14 protein-coding genes are annotated in these 15074 nt (G+C 71.3%); 5 read left to right on the top strand and 9 right to left on the bottom strand.

The features are described from left to right. Positions 1-52 precede the first annotated feature (52 nt). Positions 53-1012, top strand: a complete 960-nt coding sequence (locus tag ACFYP0_RS08240) for a GNAT family N-acetyltransferase (RefSeq protein ID WP_355493909.1) — start codon at positions 53-55, stop codon at positions 1010-1012. Between the two features lie 75 nt (positions 1013-1087). Here ACFYP0_RS08240 and ACFYP0_RS08235 read toward each other — a convergent pair whose 3' ends face one another. Then, the gene (locus ACFYP0_RS08235) at positions 1088-1543 is read right to left on the bottom strand and encodes a gamma-glutamylcyclotransferase (RefSeq protein ID WP_091394460.1); all 456 of its coding nucleotides are present in this window, start codon (positions 1541-1543) and stop codon (positions 1088-1090) included. A 106-nt stretch (positions 1544-1649) separates the two neighbouring features. Between ACFYP0_RS08235 and ACFYP0_RS08230 the strand changes: the two genes are divergently transcribed. Beyond that, on the top strand, positions 1650-3053 hold the full coding sequence (locus ACFYP0_RS08230; protein WP_124862003.1) for an NAD(P)H-quinone dehydrogenase: 1404 nt from the start codon (positions 1650-1652) through the stop codon (positions 3051-3053). 40 nt (positions 3054-3093) lie between these two features. On the opposite strand, the gene ACFYP0_RS08225 is transcribed toward ACFYP0_RS08230, so the two are convergent. Then, positions 3094-3744: a DUF998 domain-containing protein gene (locus ACFYP0_RS08225; protein ID WP_355493910.1), complete on the bottom strand. Its 651-nt coding sequence runs from the start codon at positions 3742-3744 to the stop codon at positions 3094-3096. Between the two features lie 186 nt (positions 3745-3930). Continuing rightward, complete coding sequence (locus ACFYP0_RS08220; protein WP_350862187.1) at positions 3931-4554, bottom strand: DedA family protein; 624 nt, start codon at positions 4552-4554, stop codon at positions 3931-3933. Positions 4555-5062: 508 nt separating this feature from the next. On the opposite strand from ACFYP0_RS08220, the gene thrS reads away from it, so the two are divergent. Continuing rightward, positions 5063-6280, top strand: a complete 1218-nt coding sequence (thrS, locus tag ACFYP0_RS08215) for a threonine--tRNA ligase (RefSeq protein WP_355493911.1) — start codon at positions 5063-5065, stop codon at positions 6278-6280. A 39-nt stretch (positions 6281-6319) separates the two neighbouring features. Here the strand turns inward: thrS and ACFYP0_RS08210 are convergent, their stop codons facing one another. The 4 genes from ACFYP0_RS08210 to ACFYP0_RS08195 all read right to left on the bottom strand — a co-directional run bounded on the left by ACFYP0_RS08210 (position 6320) and on the right by ACFYP0_RS08195 (position 11103). Beyond that, positions 6320-8245, bottom strand: coding sequence for an ABC transporter ATP-binding protein (locus ACFYP0_RS08210; protein ID WP_355493962.1), 1926 nt, complete (start codon positions 8243-8245; stop codon positions 6320-6322). Between the two features lie 176 nt (positions 8246-8421). Next, positions 8422-10155, bottom strand: coding sequence for an ABC transporter ATP-binding protein (locus ACFYP0_RS08205; protein ID WP_355493912.1), 1734 nt, complete (start codon positions 10153-10155; stop codon positions 8422-8424). Further along, positions 10149-10631, bottom strand: coding sequence for a MarR family winged helix-turn-helix transcriptional regulator (locus tag ACFYP0_RS08200; protein WP_091394443.1), 483 nt, complete (start codon positions 10629-10631; stop codon positions 10149-10151). The genes ACFYP0_RS08205 and ACFYP0_RS08200 overlap by 7 nt, the downstream gene beginning before the upstream one ends. 25 nt (positions 10632-10656) lie before the next feature. After that, entirely contained in the window at positions 10657-11103 is a 447-nt protein-coding gene (locus ACFYP0_RS08195) for a DoxX family protein (protein ID WP_356977918.1), read from the bottom strand. Positions 11104-11186: 83 nt separating this feature from the next. On the opposite strand from ACFYP0_RS08195, the gene ACFYP0_RS08190 reads away from it, so the two are divergent. Beyond that, positions 11187-11747 (top strand): TetR/AcrR family transcriptional regulator, encoded by a 561-nt coding sequence (locus ACFYP0_RS08190; protein WP_355493914.1) that lies wholly within the window; start codon positions 11187-11189, stop codon positions 11745-11747. Between the two features lie 153 nt (positions 11748-11900). On the opposite strand, the gene ACFYP0_RS08185 is transcribed toward ACFYP0_RS08190, so the two are convergent. Together ACFYP0_RS08185 and ACFYP0_RS08180 are read right to left on the bottom strand one after the other, a co-directional pair. Further along, positions 11901-13340 (bottom strand): GuaB1 family IMP dehydrogenase-related protein, encoded by a 1440-nt coding sequence (locus ACFYP0_RS08185; protein WP_124858029.1) that lies wholly within the window; start codon positions 13338-13340, stop codon positions 11901-11903. A gap of 160 nt (positions 13341-13500) precedes the next feature. Further along, on the bottom strand, positions 13501-14097 hold the full coding sequence (locus ACFYP0_RS08180; RefSeq protein WP_356977920.1) for a LysE/ArgO family amino acid transporter: 597 nt from the start codon (positions 14095-14097) through the stop codon (positions 13501-13503). 70 nt (positions 14098-14167) lie between these two features. Here ACFYP0_RS08180 and ACFYP0_RS08175 point away from each other — a divergent pair, with 70 nt between their 5' ends. Next, the gene (locus ACFYP0_RS08175) at positions 14168-15061 is read left to right on the top strand and encodes a LysR family transcriptional regulator ArgP (protein WP_124858025.1); all 894 of its coding nucleotides are present in this window, start codon (positions 14168-14170) and stop codon (positions 15059-15061) included. Positions 15062-15074: the final 13 nt, after the last annotated feature.

Raw genomic sequence — 15074 nt, 5'->3', positions numbered from 1 at the left:
GGCCGAAAAAATGGGCGGCGCCGCAGCCGAGGGGCTGCCAGGATGTCCTGCCGTGACCCTTCCCGCTGGTTGGACGACGCGCCGACCCACCCTCGACGACGTGTCGGCGATCCTCGCTGTGGTGCACGCCGCCGACACCTTCGCCATCGGCCATCCCGACTTCGACGCCGAGGACGTCGCGGCGTCGCTGACCGCCCCTCACTTCGACCCGACCCGGGACTCCTGGCTGGCTATCGATCCGGACGACACCGTGGTCGGCTGGGCGACGGTGGACAACCCGACCGGCGTGGGTCGGGAGTTCGTGGAGGTCTACGTCGATCCGGTACGGGCCGCCGTCGTCCGCGCGCCGTTGCTGCTCCGCCAACTGGACCGGGTCGCCGAGCGCGCTGCCGAGCGGGGGCTGCCGTCGCTCACCGTCCGCTGCGCGGTCTTCGCCCCGGAACGTGACTGGGAACACGCCCTACGCGGGCTCGGGTTCACCCTCGTCAAGCGGTACGTCCGGATGAGCCGGCCGTTGGACGACCTACCCGACGAACCGGCCGGTCCATCGGCCGTCACGGTGCGGCCGGTCCGCCCGGACGACGAGGCCGACCTGGTGGAGTTCCACCGGATCTACGAGGCCGCCTTCGGTGACACCCCGGACCACGAGCCGCTGTCGTACGAGCGGTGGCGGGCCCGGATCGGCGACCTGACCGCCTGGGACGAGTGGTTCGTCGCCGAGGTGGACGGGGTGCCGGTCGGCGCGTTGCAGTCCTCCGACCAGGCGCTCGATCAGCAGTCGGGCTGGGTGAAGAGCCTGTCGGTGCTGTCCGCGTACCGGCGCAGGGGAGTGGGTGCGGCGTTGCTGCGCCGCGCCTTCGCCCGCTACGCCGAGAAGGGGCGACGGGCGGTCGGCCTGGGCGTCGACCTCACCAACCCGACCGCCCCGCTGTCGCTGTACCGGTCGGTGGGCCTGCGGGAGACCCAGTGGACCGACATGTACGAACTTGCCGTTCCGGCGGCCGGTGTGTGATTGACGACCCCGGTCCGGCCCGGCCGGCGCTCCGCTCGACAGCGGTAGCAGACTGGTGGGGTGCGATACGCGCTGCTACGGCGAGGCGGTGCCGGTGGGGCGGGCCCGCAACTCGGTGACGTAGTCGTCCGGGGCGCCCGCCTTCTCGGCGGCGTTCGCGATCTCCGACAGATACCACGAGGTCGGCAGGCCACCCTCGTACCCGTTGAAGACGTAGATCCACGCGGTCACGTCGCCGTCGAGGGTGGAGACCCGCACGTGCAGCTTGCGGTACGTGCCGGCGGTCACCCCCTCGATCTCGTCGAGTTGGCCGGCGTCGTAGGGGTGGATGTCGTAGAGCGCCACGAAGACCCGGTCACCGGGAGACTCGACCAGGGTGCTCACCGCACCCTCCCAGCCGATCACGTCCGCCCCGGCGAAGGTCAGCCGCCAGCCCTCCAGCCAGCCGGTGCCAACCATCGGCGAATGCGGACAGTAGGCGCGCATCCGGGCAGGGTCGAGATTTGAGCCGTAGGCGGCGTGATGACGCACGGCGATGACGATAGCCCGGCCGACGGGTGGGGGAGAATACGACAGTGCGTGTCGAATGCGCTCGGGAGAAGAAAGTCACTATGAGCATGGACGAAGGGCGAAAGCTGTGAGCCGGATCGTGATCATCGGCGGGGGGCCGGCCGGGTACGAGGCGGCACTGGTCGCCGCCCAGCTGGACGCCGATGTCACAGTGGTGGAGGCCGACGGTGCCGGCGGTGCCTGCGTGCTCTCCGACTGCGTACCGTCGAAGACCTTCATCGCCAGCTCGGGGGTGGTCACCGGCTACCGCGACACCGAGGAGTTCGGGGTGCACTCGGACGGCCTGGAGGCGGTCACCGTCGACGCGCGGGCGGTGCACGGGCGGGTCAAGCGGCTGGCCCTGGCGCAGTCCGCGGACATCCACGCCAAGCTGCTGAAGGCGGGGGTCACCTTCGTGGCCGGCACCGCCCGGCTCGGCGAGGACTCCCTCGGGCACACCCACCGGGTCGTCGTCACCCCCGCCGACGGCGGCGCGGAGTACTCGATCGACGCGTCCACCGTGCTGGTGGCCACCGGCTCGACGCCCCGTCAGCTGCCCACCGCCGTTCCGGACGGTGAGCGCATCCTGACCTGGCGACAGGTGTACGACCTGCCGGAGCTGCCCGAGCACCTGATCGTGGTCGGGTCCGGTGTGACCGGCGCGGAGTTCGCCAGCGCGTACCTGGCGATGGGGGTCCAGGTGACCCTGGTCTCCAGCCGGGACCGGGTGATGCCGCACGAGGACGCCGACGCCGCCTCCGCCATCGAGCGGGTGTTCCGCAACCGGGGCATGGAGATCCTCAACAACTCCCGGGCCGACGCGGTGCGGCGTACCGCCGACGGCGTCGAGGTGGAGCTCTCCGACGGCCGCAAGGTGACCGGCTCACACGCGCTGATCACCGTCGGTTCCATCCCGAACACCGCGAACCTGGGTCTGACCGAGTACGGGGTGGAGCTGGGCCGGGGCGGCTACCTGACGGTCGACCGGGCCTCCCGGACCAACGTGCCCGGTATCTACGCCGCCGGCGACTGCACCGGCGTGCTGCTGCTGGCCAGCGTCGCCGCCATGCAGGGCCGGATCGCCATGTGGCACGCGCTCGGCGAGGCGGTCCGCCCGCTGCGGCTGCGTACCGTCGCGGCGAACGTCTTCACCGACCCGGAGCTGGCCACAGTGGGTGTCTCGCAGGACGAGGTGGACGCGGGCAAGGTGCCGGCCCGGCAGGTGATGCTGCCGCTGTCCGGCAACGCCCGGGCCAAGATGGACGACCTCTCCGACGGTTTCGTGAAGCTGTTCTGCCGTCCCGCCAGCGGCCAGGTGATCGGCGGTGTGGTGGTTGCTCCGAAGGCCAGCGAGCTGATCCTGCCCATCACCATGGCGGTGGAGAACAACCTCACGGTCAACGAGCTGGCCCAGACCATCACCATCTACCCGTCGCTGTCCGGCTCCATCACCGAGGCGGCCCGCCAGCTCATGCTGCACGAGTTGGAGTGACCCAACCGTTCTCGTCGATCATGGGCTCGTGGTGGCCGTTTCACGCTGCCACACCCCTTTTGTGAGGCACCACAACTCCATGATCGGCGTGTGCGGGCCGGGTCAGGCTCGTCGCTACCGTCACCAGGACCGCCACCTCGGCGAGGATCAGGAGACGTTCGGCCAGGCCGATGAGCATCCGGTCGCCGGGGTAGGCGGACCAGATCATCGCCGCCGCCAGGGCCAGGCTCAACAGGACCAGGGCGCGTAGCGTCCGGGCGGCGGGCGTCAGGTCGGGTCGCCGGGCGAGCAACCAACCGGCGACCGGCAACGCCAGGAAGGCGATCACCGACGCGTACCGGTGCAGGTAGGCGGCGGTGGTCATGGCGGTGCCCGGCTCGTTCGTCGGCACCACGGCGGCCAGCAGCAGCCCACCCACCCATGCGCCGAGCAGCAGCTCGACCGTTCGACCGGAGCGCGGCCGGGGTGGGCTGGCGTGGCGTAGTCCGTACAGCAACGCCACTGTGGCGAGCGCGAGCACCACCATGGCGATGTCGATGACGCCACCCCGGTCGGAGACCGCGAAGTCGCTGATGGTCAACGCCCAGGGGTTGAGGTCGTCGTTGACTTCGAGGTGGCCGATCACGGTGAGCAGCGCCGCCAGGGCGATCCCGACCAGGGCCAGTAGGCCGGTACTCCGGGTAACAGGCATGCCTCAGCCTGTCGCCGCAGACACCCCAGCCGAATCCGGGACAGCCACCGAAATCGACCCCCGGGACCACCCCTAGAGGACTGTTGCCAACCCGCCGCGATCTTGCATCTTCGGTTGTTCGTATGTGCGGCATGCCCCAATTGCCGGGACAGTAAGTGCAAGATCGCGGAGGCTGGGGCGCGACACTCAGTCGATGGGGACGTCGACTGCGGCGGCGGCGGCGCGGGCGTGGCGGGCGCTGACCACTGTCATCGCCCACCCGGCCGCGGCGAAGCCGGCCGCCGCGGCAGTGGCGATGATGGCCAGCCGCCAGGCCGACTCGGTGAGTGCGGTGCCGCCCAGGTGCCCGACCAGCGCGCCGTAGGTGGCCCAGCCCAGCGCGGCGACGGCCTCGTAGAGCACGAACAGGCGGTACGGGTAGCGGCTGCGCCCGGCTGAGAAGCAGGCCGCCATCCGACCGCCGGGCACGAACCGGCAGAGCAGGATGACCAGCGGCCCGGGTTGTCGTAGCCCCTGGGTGACCCGGCTGGCCACCCGGCGGGCGCGGCTCAGCTCGGCGTGCCGGGGTGGCCGCCGGTCCGGTGCGCTGCGCCCGAGCAGGTAGCAGGCCAGGTCGCCGGCGAATACGCCGAGCGCGCCGACGGCGATGGTGACCGGCAGGCTGAGCCCGCCGTAGACGGTGAGCGCACCACTGGTGATCATGACGATCTGGGTGGGGATCACCGGCACGAAGGCGTCCGCGATCAGCAGCGCGAGCAGCACCAGGTACGCCCACGTCGGCGACGCGACGTCAGTCAGAAGTTCGGGCACGCCTGCCACCTCGCCGGATGCGGCCGATTGGGTGTCTTGAGCCTGACGTCGTGTCCGGCGTCACCGTGGACGGCCCCGGCCCGTCGTGACCGTCGACACGACTGGGCCACCCAGCTACAACGAGGCCGATCGCTGCCGGGTGACGGGTTCGGAGGCTGTTCCACCCGTTCGAGGCGGGCGGCAGAACGCCGTTCGTCGGCGTACCGTTGTCGGCGCGGCCACGCCCGTCGGGTCCCCCGTTCCTGACGATTCGGCCGCCAGGGCCGCCGGCGGGTCCCGCGCCGGCGGCCCACCCTTCCGCCGCAAATCCGGGTGCATCCCCGAACGTCGCGCGGGTACGGTCGCCGTATGCGCAGCGCGGTAGTGATGACCACGACGCCGGGTGTCCCCGGCGCGCCGCTCTGACGTAACCACCGTCGACCAGGCCCCGGGGCGATCCGCCCCCGAGGGCAGCGCGCCGAACGGAGCTCAGGTCGCCTCCGGGTCGTACCCGATCCAGGAGCCCGACATGATCGACCACCGTAGGCTCGGCCGCGAGCTGGACCTCTTCGTGTCCGACCCGCTGGCCGGTGCCGGCCTGCCGATCTGGCTGCCGGCCGGCGCCGCAGCCCGGCACGCCGTCGAGGAGTACGTCCGGGAGTTGGAGCGCCGCTCCGGCCACCAGCACGTCTACTCGCCGCCGCTGGGCAAGCGGGAACTCTTCGAACTCTCCGGCCATCTCGGCTACTTCGCCGACGACATGTTCCCGCCGATGCGGCTGAGCGCCGACGACGAGTTCGTGCTCCGGCCGGCGCTCTGCCCGCACCACGCGTTGGTCTTCCGGGCGCGGGGCCGTTCCTACCGGGAGTTGCCGTTGCGGATCGCGGAGCTGGGCGGGATGTACCGCTCGGAGCGCTCCGGGGTGCTCGGCGGGCTGTCCCGGGTCCGCGCCATCTCGCTCAACGACGCGCACACCTTCTGCGCCCCCGAGCAGGTCGGCGCGGAGGTCGTCGAGATCCTCGGGCTGATCCGTGCCGCGCACGCCGCGCTCGGTGTCCGGCCGGCCGGGTTCCGGCTGTCGCTGCGCGGGCCGGGCGAGAAGTACGTCGGCGACGACGCCCAGTGGGCCCGCGCCGAGGAGTTGCTCCGGGAGGCGCTGGCCGGGGTGGAGTACGTCGAAGCACCGGGGGAGGCTGCCTTCTACGGTCCGAAGATCGACATTCAGATCGTGGACGCCGCCGGCCGGGAGTCGACCATCTCCACCATCCAACTGGACTTCGACAAGCCGGAACGGTTCGACCTGTCGTACACCGACTCGGACGGCAGCCGTCGTCGGCCGGTCATGGTGCACCGCAGCCTGGTCGGCAGCATGGAGCGGCTGTTCGCGTACCTCATCGAGGTGCACGAGGGGGCGTTCCCGGCCTGGTACGCGCCCGTCCAGTTGGTGCTGCTGCCGGTCGGCGACGGCCAGGCCGACGCGGCGGCCGGCCTGGCTCGACGGGCGGGCGACGCCGGCCTGCGGGTCGAGGTCGACGCCGCCGGCTCGCTGGGTGCCCGGGTCCGGGACGCGGCCCGCCGCCGCGTCCCGTACCTCGGGGTGTTGGGTGCCCGGGAGGTGGCTGACGGGCACCTCGCGTTGCGCCTGCGCGGCGGCCGCGCCCTGGCTCCGATGCCCGCCGACGCGGCTCTCGCCCTGATCGGCGGGCAGGTCGACGCCCGCGCGACCGACCTGCTGCCGTCGGACTGACACGCCCACCGATCGTCTCGCGCGCACGGCCGCCCGACCTCAGACCGACGCCGGTTGGGCGGCCGGTTCCTCGTCGACCGCCGCGCCGGTGAACTGTGAGCGGTAGAGCCGGTGGTACGCGCCCTGGGCGGCGAGCAACTGCTCGTGGGTGCCCTGCTCGACGATCCGACCGTCCTCCATCATCAGGATCAGGTCTGCGTCGCGGATGGTGGAGAGCCGGTGCGCGATCACGAAGCTGGTGCGGTCCGAGCGCAGCGCGGCCATCGCCCGTTGCAGCAGCACCTCGGTGCGGGTGTCCACCGAGCTGGTGGCCTCGTCGAGGATCAGCAGTGACGGCTCGGCGAGGAACGCCCGCGCGATGGTGATGAGCTGCTTCTCGCCGGCGCTGACGTTGCTGCCCTCCTCGTCGATGACGGTGTCGTAGCCGTCGGGCAGGCTGCGCACGAACCGGTCCACGAAGGTGGCCCGGGCGGCGGCGAGGATCTCCTCCTCGGTCGCGTCCGGCCGCCCGTAGGCGATGTTGTCCCGGATGGTGCCGCCGAACAGCCAGGTGTCCTGGAGGACCATGCCGATCCGGCCGCGCAGGTCGTCCCGGCGCATCGTGGTGATGTCCACCCCGTCGAGCGTGATCCGGCCGGCGTCCAGTTCGTAGAACCGCATCACCAGGTTGACCAGGGTGGTCTTGCCGGCGCCGGTCGGGCCGACGATGGCCACGGTGTGTCCGGGCTCGGCCACCAGCGACAGGTCGTCGATCAGCGGCTTGTCCGGCTCGTAGCGGAACGAGACGTGCTCGAACTCGACCCGACCGTGCGGATCGGTGACCCGGGCCGGCGCGACCGGGTCGGGGGTCTGCTCGTCCGCGTCGAGCACCGCGAAGACCCGCTCGGCCGAGGCCACCCCGGACTGGAGCAGGTTGGCCATCGAGGCGAGTTGGGTGAGCGGCTGGGTGAACTGGCGGGAGTACTGGATGAACGCCTGCACGTCACCGAGGCTCATCGTGCCGGAGGCGACCCGCAGCCCGCCGACCACGGCGATCGCCACGTAGCTCAGGTTTCCGATGAACATCATCGACGGCATGATGATCCCGGAGATGAACTGCGCCCCGAAGCTGGCCCGGAACAGCTCCTCGTTCTTCGCGTGGAACGCGGCCTCGACCTCACGCTGCCGGCCGAAGACCTTCACCAGCTCATGACCGGTGTACGCCTCCTCGATCTGACCGTTCAACTCGCCGGTGTGCGTCCACTGGGCGATGAACTGCTTCTGCGAGCGCTTGGCGATGCGCTGGGTGACCAGCACCGACAACGGCACCGCGACCAGGGCCACCAGGGCCAGCACCGGCGAGATCCAGAACATCACGGCCAGCACGCCGACGACGGTCAGCAGCGAGGTCAGCAACTGGCTGAGGGTCTGTTGGAGGCTGGTGGAGATGTTGTCGATGTCGTTGGTGACCCGGCTGAGCAACTCACCGCGCGGCTGTCTGTCGAAGTAGGGCAGCGGCAGCCGGTTGAGCTTCTCCTCCACCTCGGCGCGCAGCCGCAGCACGGTGCGCTGGACCACCCCGTTGAGCAGCCAACCCTGCCACCAGGACAGCAGGCTCGCCGCGAGGTAGAGCCCGAGCGCCAACAGCAGCACCCGACTCAGGGCGCTGAAGTCGATGCCCACCCCGGGCACCACGTCCATCCTTGCCAGCATGTCGGCGAAGCTGTCGTTGCCGCTGGCCCGGGCTGCCGCGACGGCCTGCTCGGCGGTGGTGCCGGCGGGCAGTTGCCGACCGATCACCCCAGTGAAGATCAGGTCGGTGGCGTGGCCGAGGATCTTCGGCCCGGCCACGCTGAACCCGACACTCACCACGGCCAACGTGATGATCGCGGCCAGGTGCAGTCGGTGCGAGCGCAGCCGGCCGAGCAGCCGTCGGGCCGACGGCCCGAAGTTCATCGACTTCTCGGCGGGCATCCCGGCGCTCATCCATCCTGGGCCGCCGCCCTGACGGCCGGGCGGCAGCCGCTTCGGCGTCGGCGCGCCACTGCCGGCCTCCGGCGCGGATGCCCCGCCGGGTTGCTGCGCGGTCTCATCCGGCGTCCGTCCGTCGCCGCCCGGCTTCTGACTGGGTACGGCCGCGGTGCGCGGCTCGTCACGCTCGCTCACGCCGCCACCTCCGTGGTTTGCTGCGAGGCCACGATCTCGGCGTAGGTCGGGCAGGTGTCCAACAACTCCGCATGTCGTCCCACTCCGACGACCCCTCCGTTTTCCAGGACGATGATCTGATCGGCGTCGATGATCGTGGAGACCCGCTGGGCCACGATCACCACCGCTGCCTGCGCGGTGACCGGCCGCAGGGCCGCTCGCAGCCGCGCGTCGGTGCCCAGGTCGAGCGCGGAGAACGAGTCGTCGAAGAGGTAGATCTCCGGTTGCCGGACCAGGGCCCGGGCGATGGCCAGGCGCTGCCGCTGCCCACCGGAGACGGTGGTGCCGCCCTGCGCGATCGGGGCGTCCAGCCCGCCGGGCATCTGGGCTACGAAGTCCCGGGCCTGGGCGATCTCCAGCGCCGTCCACAGCTCCTCGTCGGTGGCATCCGGGTTGCCGTAGCGCAGGTTGCTGGCGACCGTCCCGGTGAACAGGTACGGCCGCTGCGGCACCAGGCCGATGCGTCGCCACAGCTCGTCCGGCGCCAACTCCCGCACGTCCACCCCGTCGACCAGCACCGCGCCGTCGGTGACGTCGACCAGGCGGGGGATCAGCGACAGCAGCGTCGTCTTGCCCGCGCCGGTGCTGCCGATGATCGCCGTGGTGGTGCCCGGGGTCGCCCGGAAGGAGATGTCGCGCAGCACCGGCTCCACCGCGCCCGGGTACTGGAAGCGCACCCCGCGCAGCTCCAACTCGGCTCGGGTGGGCAACTCGGTGACCGGCGCGGCGGCCGGGACCACTGAGGAGTCGGTGTCCAGCACCTCGACGATCCGCTCGGCGCAGACCGCCGCCCTCGGCACCATCATCAGCATGAAGGTGGCCATCATGACCGCCATCAGGATCTGCATCAGGTACTGCAGGAACGCGGTGAGCGCGCCGACCTGGATCGCGCCGGCGTCCACCCGCTGCGCGCCGAACCAGAGCACCGCCACGCTGGAGACGTTCAGCACCAGCATGACCACCGGGAAGATCAACGCCAGCAACCGACCGGTACGCAGCGCGGTCGCGGTCAGGTCGGCGTTGGCGACGCCGAAGCGGTCCGTCTCGTACGGCTCTCGGACGAACGCGCGGACCACCCGGATGCCGGTGATCTGCTCCCGCAGCACCCGGTTGACCGTGTCGATGCGGGTCTGCATCAGCCGGAAGCCCGGCACCATCCGACGGATGATCGCGCCGAGGGCGATGGCCAGCACCGGCACGCTGACCAGCATCAGCCAGGAGAGCCCGACGTCCTCACGCAACGCCATGAACACGCCGCCGACGCTCATGATCGGTGCGGCGACGAGCATCGTGCAGCTCATCAGCACGAGCATCTGCACCTGCTGCACGTCGTTGGTGTTGCGGGTGATCAGCGACGGTGCCCCGAACCGGGCCACCTCGCGGGCGGAGAAGCGGTTGACGTGCCCGAACAGTTCGGCGCGTACGTCGCGGCCGAAGCCCATCGCGACCCGGGCGCCCAGGTAGACGGCGGCGATCGAGCAGACGATCTGGATGAGGCTGACCAGCAGCATCCAGCCGCCGGTGCGCACGATGTAGTCGGTGTCGCCCCGGGCCACACCCTGGTCGATGATGTCCGCGTTGAGGCTGGGCAGGTAGAGCGAGGCCATGGTGCCCACGAACTGGAGCAGCACGACCGCCAGCAACGGTCTCTGATAGGTGCGCAGTTGGCCGCGCAGGAGTCGGATCAGCACGCCGGGTCCTTCGTTTCGGTAGGGCGTCCGGTCATCCGCGGGTCGTCTCCGCTACCGATGACCTCAAGCAGGAACTCCCGGATCACCTGGGCCTTCGCCGGGTCGGCGTCGACCGAGGTGAGGGGCCGTCCGGAGTGCATGAGCGCGCCGAGCGCGGCCACCCGTTCCCGCCCGGCGGGGGTGATGGCGAGTCGGATGCTGCGTCGGTCGTTGTCGTCGCGCTGGCGCTCGACCAGACCGTCGCGCTCGAGCGTGTCGACGATGCCGGTCAGGGTCGCCGGCCGGACGAAACCCTTCTCGGCGACCGCCCGGTGCGGCAACTCGCCGTGTCGGGCGAGCGTCATCAGGGTGATCATGCCGGCCTGGGTGAGGCCGTGCTCCTCGGCGAGGTAGCGGTTCCACCGCTGCCCGACCAGGTGCCCGGCCACCACCAGCAGCCGGCCGAGCGGCACGTCCTGGAGGGTCACGAGTTCCACGACACGTAGGTTAGCCCCCTGATAGTCAGGGGCCAAACGAAATTGCCGCAGCGGTGGCCACGAACACGACCTGCAAGATCGTTCGCTGTGCGAGCGGGGTGACCGGGCGGCCGGCGAGGGTCAGTTTGCGGCGGGCGGCCGACACGTTGGCCGGGAACATGGCGAGCATGAGCAGGCCGAGCCCGGCCGCTGCGACCCGCGCGGTCGCCGGCACCAGGAGGCCGACCGCGCCGACAAGCTCCAGCACGCCGGTCATGGTGACCAGCAGCTCCGGCCAGGGCAGCCGGGGCGGGACCATCGCGATCAGGTCGGCGCGGCGCTGGCCGGCGAAGTGCGCGACGGCGGTGAGCGTGAACATCACGGCCAGCCCGACGCGCAGCGCGGGATGCCAGCCGTCCAGTGCGGAGATGCCGACCAGGCCGGCGATTCGGGCCAGCGCGGTGCCGACGATCAAGGCGATCAGGGGTGCCATCGGAATCCTCCTCCGTGAAACTTTCCAGTGACAAGATTGCGCGTCTAGGGTGCATCTTGTCAATGGCAAGATAGGATTCGCCCATGACCGACACCCGCGCCTACCACCACGGCGACCTGCGCCGCGCCCTGCTCGCCGCGGCGCTGGAGGCCGTCGGCGAGGTCGGCCCCGCCGCGCTGAGCCTGCGCGACCTGGCCCGCCGGGCCGGTGTCTCGCACGCCGCACCCGCACACCACTTCGGAGACAAGGCGGGCCTGCTCACCGCGCTCGCCGCGCAGGGCTTCGACCTGCTGGCCCAGACGTTGACCGAGGCGGATGACGACCTGTTGGAGGCCGGCGTCGCTTACGTCGACTTCGCCGTCACGCACCGTGCGTACTTCGAGGTGATGTTCCGGCCGGAGCTCTACCGGGCCGACGACGCCGAGCTCATCGCGGCGCGGGGCCGGGCCGGCGCCGCGCTCCGCTCCGGAGTGGCGGCGCTGCCCGGCGGCGGCGCGCCCGCCGACACCGACCGGGACTCGCTCGCGGCCTGGTCGATCGCGCACGGCTTCGCCACCCTCTGGCTGGCCGGCGCACTGCCCGACCGCGTGGGCGACAACCCCCGCGAGGCAGCCCGCGCCGTGCTGCGCCGGCTGTCGACCTGACAGCGAGGTCCCCCCGCCGACCCGGCCGACCCGGCCGACCCCGGCCCTCCTCGGTTGATCATGAGGTTACCGCCACGACACGCCGATGCGAGACGCGACAACCTCATGATCAACTTTGCCGAGGTCGGGGGTGGGGGTTGGGGGGTGGGGGGGTTACCAGCTGGTGGGGAGGGGCATTCCTTCGGTGAAGCCGGCGGCGCTCTGCACGCCGACGATGGCCCGCTCGTGGAACTGGGTCAGGTCCCGTGCGCCGGCGTAGGTGAAGGCGCTGCGTACCCCGGCGATGATCTCGTCGATCAGGTCCTCGACACCGGGACGGGCCGGGTCCAGGTGCATCCGGGCCGAGGAGATGCCCTCCTCGAACACCGCCTTGCGGGCGCGGTCGTACGGGCTGTCGTCGGCGGTTCGGGCGCTGACCGCCCGAGCCGAGGCCATCCCGAAGCTCTCCTTGTACCGCCGGCCGTCCGCGTCGGTGTAGAGGTCACCGGGGGACTCGTAGGTGCCGGCGAACCAGGAGCCGATCATCACGTTCGACGCGCCGGCGGCGAGCGCGAGCGCCACGTCCCGGGGGTGCCGCACCCCGCCGTCGGCCCACACGTGCCGGCCCAGTTGGCGAGCGGCAGCCGCGCAGTCGAGCACGGCGGAGAACTGCGGTCGACCCACGCCGGTCATCATCCGGGTGGTGCACATCGCCCCCGGGCCGACGCCGACCTTGATGATGTCCGCCCCCGCCTCCACCAGGTCGCGTACGCCCTCGGCGGTGACCACGTTGCCGGCCGCCACCGGCACCCCCGGGTCCAGCTTCCGGACCGCCTGAAGTGCCGAGATCATCCGTGCCTGGTGGCCGTGCGCGGTGTCCACGACCAACGTGTCCACCCCCGCCTCCAGCAGCGCCGCGGCCTTGCCGGTCACGTCCCCGTTGATCCCGACGGCCGCCGCGATCCGAAGCCGACCCCGGTCGTCCACGGCCGGTGTGTAGAGGGTGGCTCGCAACGCGCCCTGTCGGGTCAGCACCCCGACCAGCCGACCCTCGGCATCCACCACCGGGGCGAGTCGGCGACGGCCCGCCGAGAGCAGATCGAAACCGGTACGAGGATCCGCGTCCGCCGGGACGGTGTGCAGTTCGGTGGACATCACGTGCCGCAGTTGCGCGAAGCGGTCCACGCCCGCGGTGTCCGCCTCGGTGACCACACCCATCGGCCGACCGGCGTCGTCGACCACGATCACCGCACCGTGCGAGCGCTTGGGCAGCAGGTGGATGGCATCGCCCACGGTTTCGGTCGGGCCCAGCGTGATGGGGGTGTCGTAGACCAGGTGGCGCTGCTTGACCCAGGCGACGACATCCGCCACCACCTCGATCGGAATGTCCTGCGGAATCACCGCGATGGCACCCCGGCGGGCGACCGTCTCCGCCATCCGCCGTCCGGCGACCGCGGTCATGTTCGACACCACCAACGGAATTGTGGTGCCGGTGCCGTCGCCGGTGGAAAGGTCGACGTCGAGTCGGGAGCCCAGGTCGGAGCGGGCCGGCGCCATGAAGACGTCGGTATAGGTCAGGTCGTGCGCGGGAGCCGCGCCGTGAAGGAACCGCACCCGACAATCATTCCCGCTCGCGGCCAGTTCCACCGCTGGTGGTCGCGGAAAACACTCGCATCGTCGTCGGTCCTGGTCCCGGTGGCGTCGTCGGCGCTTGCCGAACGTGCCGGGTAGCCCGGTGGAAGTGCCACGGCGAGCCCGGCCGGGTACGAACCGGTCAGCCCAGCAGGAGTGCCACGGCGAGCCCGGCCATCACGACGGCGATGACCGCGTCCAGCACCCGCCAGGCGACGGCGCGGGCGAGCAGCGGTGCGAGGCGCTGCGCGCCGACGCCGAGCGCGGTGAACCAGACCACACTGGCCAGGGCGGCGCCGGCGCCGAAGACCCACCGGTGCGGGTGTTGCTGGGCCACGCTGCCCAGGAGCAGCACGGTGTCCAGGTAGACGTGCGGGTTCAGGTAGGTGAAGGCGGCGCAGGCGAGCAGGGTCGCCCCCAACGTGGCCGGCGGCCGCTCGGTGGGCAGCAGAGTGCCGGGACGCAGGGCGCGGCGGGCGGCGAGCCCCGCGTAGCAGAGCAGGAAGGCCGCACCGCCCCAGCGGATCGCCATCAGCAGGCCCGGTCGGCCGGTCACCAACGAACCGACCCCGGCTACTCCCGCCATGATCAGCAGCGCGTCCGACGCGGCGCAGGTCAGCACCACGGGCACGACGTGCTCGCGTCGCAGGCCCTGACGTAGGACGAAGGCGTTCTGGGCGCCGATGGCGACGATGAGCGCGATGGAGATCGAGAAGCCGGCGACGGCGGAGGTGAGCACGGAGTCGACGCTAGGACCGTCGACAGCCACCAGTCCAACTAAAGATTCTCACGCAACTTAAGCTCAACTAATGGACGGTCTCGACTCGGCGCAGCTGCGGACACTCGCAGCCGTGGTGGCGGAGGGCAGCTTCGACGCAGCGGCCCGGCTGCTGCACGTCACGCCGTCAGCGGTGAGCCAGCGGATCAAGGCGCTGGAGGAGACAGTCGGCCAGGTGCTGGTCCGCCGCGCCCGTCCGTGCGTGGCAACCGACGCCGGCCGCCCGCTGCTGCGCCTGGCCGGCCAGCTCGCGCTGCTCGAACGGGAGGCCCTCGCAGATGCCCGCGGCCCGCTGGCCGGCGGTGGCCGGACCCGGGTCGCCGTGGTGGTCAACGCGGACTCGCTGGCCACCTGGTTCCCCGCCGCGCTGGCCCGGTTGCCGCAGCGGGCCGGGCTCTCGTTCGACCTGCGGCAGGACGATCAGGACCACACCGCCGAGCTGCTCCGCGACGGTTCGGTGACGGCGGCGGTCACCGCCCAGCGGGAGGCCGTGCAGGGCTGCCGGGTGCTGCGACTCGGGGCCATGCGCTACCGCGCGTTGGCCACGCCGGAATTCGCGGCGTCCCACTTCCCCGCAGGATTCGCCGCCGCCGCGCTGGCGAGCACCCCGTTGTTGGTCTTCGACCGGAAGGACCGTGTGCAACATCGGTTCATCCGGGCGGTGGTCGGTCGACCGCTCGACCCGCCGGTGAACTACGTACCGTCGGTGCCGGCTTTCAGCGAGGCGATCCGGCTCGGGTTGGGTTGGGGTCTGGTGCCGGAACAGATCGCCCAGGCCGACCTGACCGCCGGTCGCTGTGTCGACCTCGCGCCGGGCCGACACCTCGACGCTCCGCTGTACTGGCAGCACTGGCGGCTGGAGTCGGACGTGCTGAACGCCCTGACCGTCGCCGTCCGCGCGGTCGCCGCCGAAACCCTGCGCTGATCGTCCGCCGGAC

Origin of the sequence: Micromonospora arida (assembly GCF_042873195.1) — a bacterium.
GTDB lineage: Bacteria > Actinomycetota > Actinomycetes > Mycobacteriales > Micromonosporaceae > Micromonospora > Micromonospora arida.
This window is presented reverse-complemented; position numbering and strand designations above follow the sequence as displayed.